At 65.4% G+C, this 272-nt stretch carries 1 pseudogene; it reads right to left on the bottom strand.

The features are described 5' to 3' along the window. Positions 1 to 272: pseudogene (locus tag R0J88_RS20225) on the bottom strand (ribonuclease J); the annotation flags it as partial.

Genomic DNA, 272 nt, shown 5'->3' on the forward strand with positions numbered 1-272 from the left:
GTACCGGTTTCAGCCAGCCATAGAAGGTGCGCAATTCTTCCTGCGCCGGGTGCCCGGAGGCATGCAGGTCCGGGAACTGCTTCTCTTCCATGATGCCGACGCCGAGGCGTGTCAAGGCGTTGTGCAGCCTGCCGATGGCCAGCTCATTGCCGGGAATCGCCTTGGAAGAGAAGATCACGGTGTCGCCGGCAGCCAGCTCGAAGTCCGGATGGCGGGAATTGGCCAGGCGTGACAGCGCGGCGCGCGGCTCGCCCTGACTGCCGGTGGCGATC

The sequence above is a fragment of the Pseudoalteromonas sp. SIMBA_162 genome, from assembly GCF_046535955.1.
Lineage (GTDB): Bacteria > Pseudomonadota > Gammaproteobacteria > Enterobacterales > Alteromonadaceae > Pseudoalteromonas > Pseudoalteromonas marina.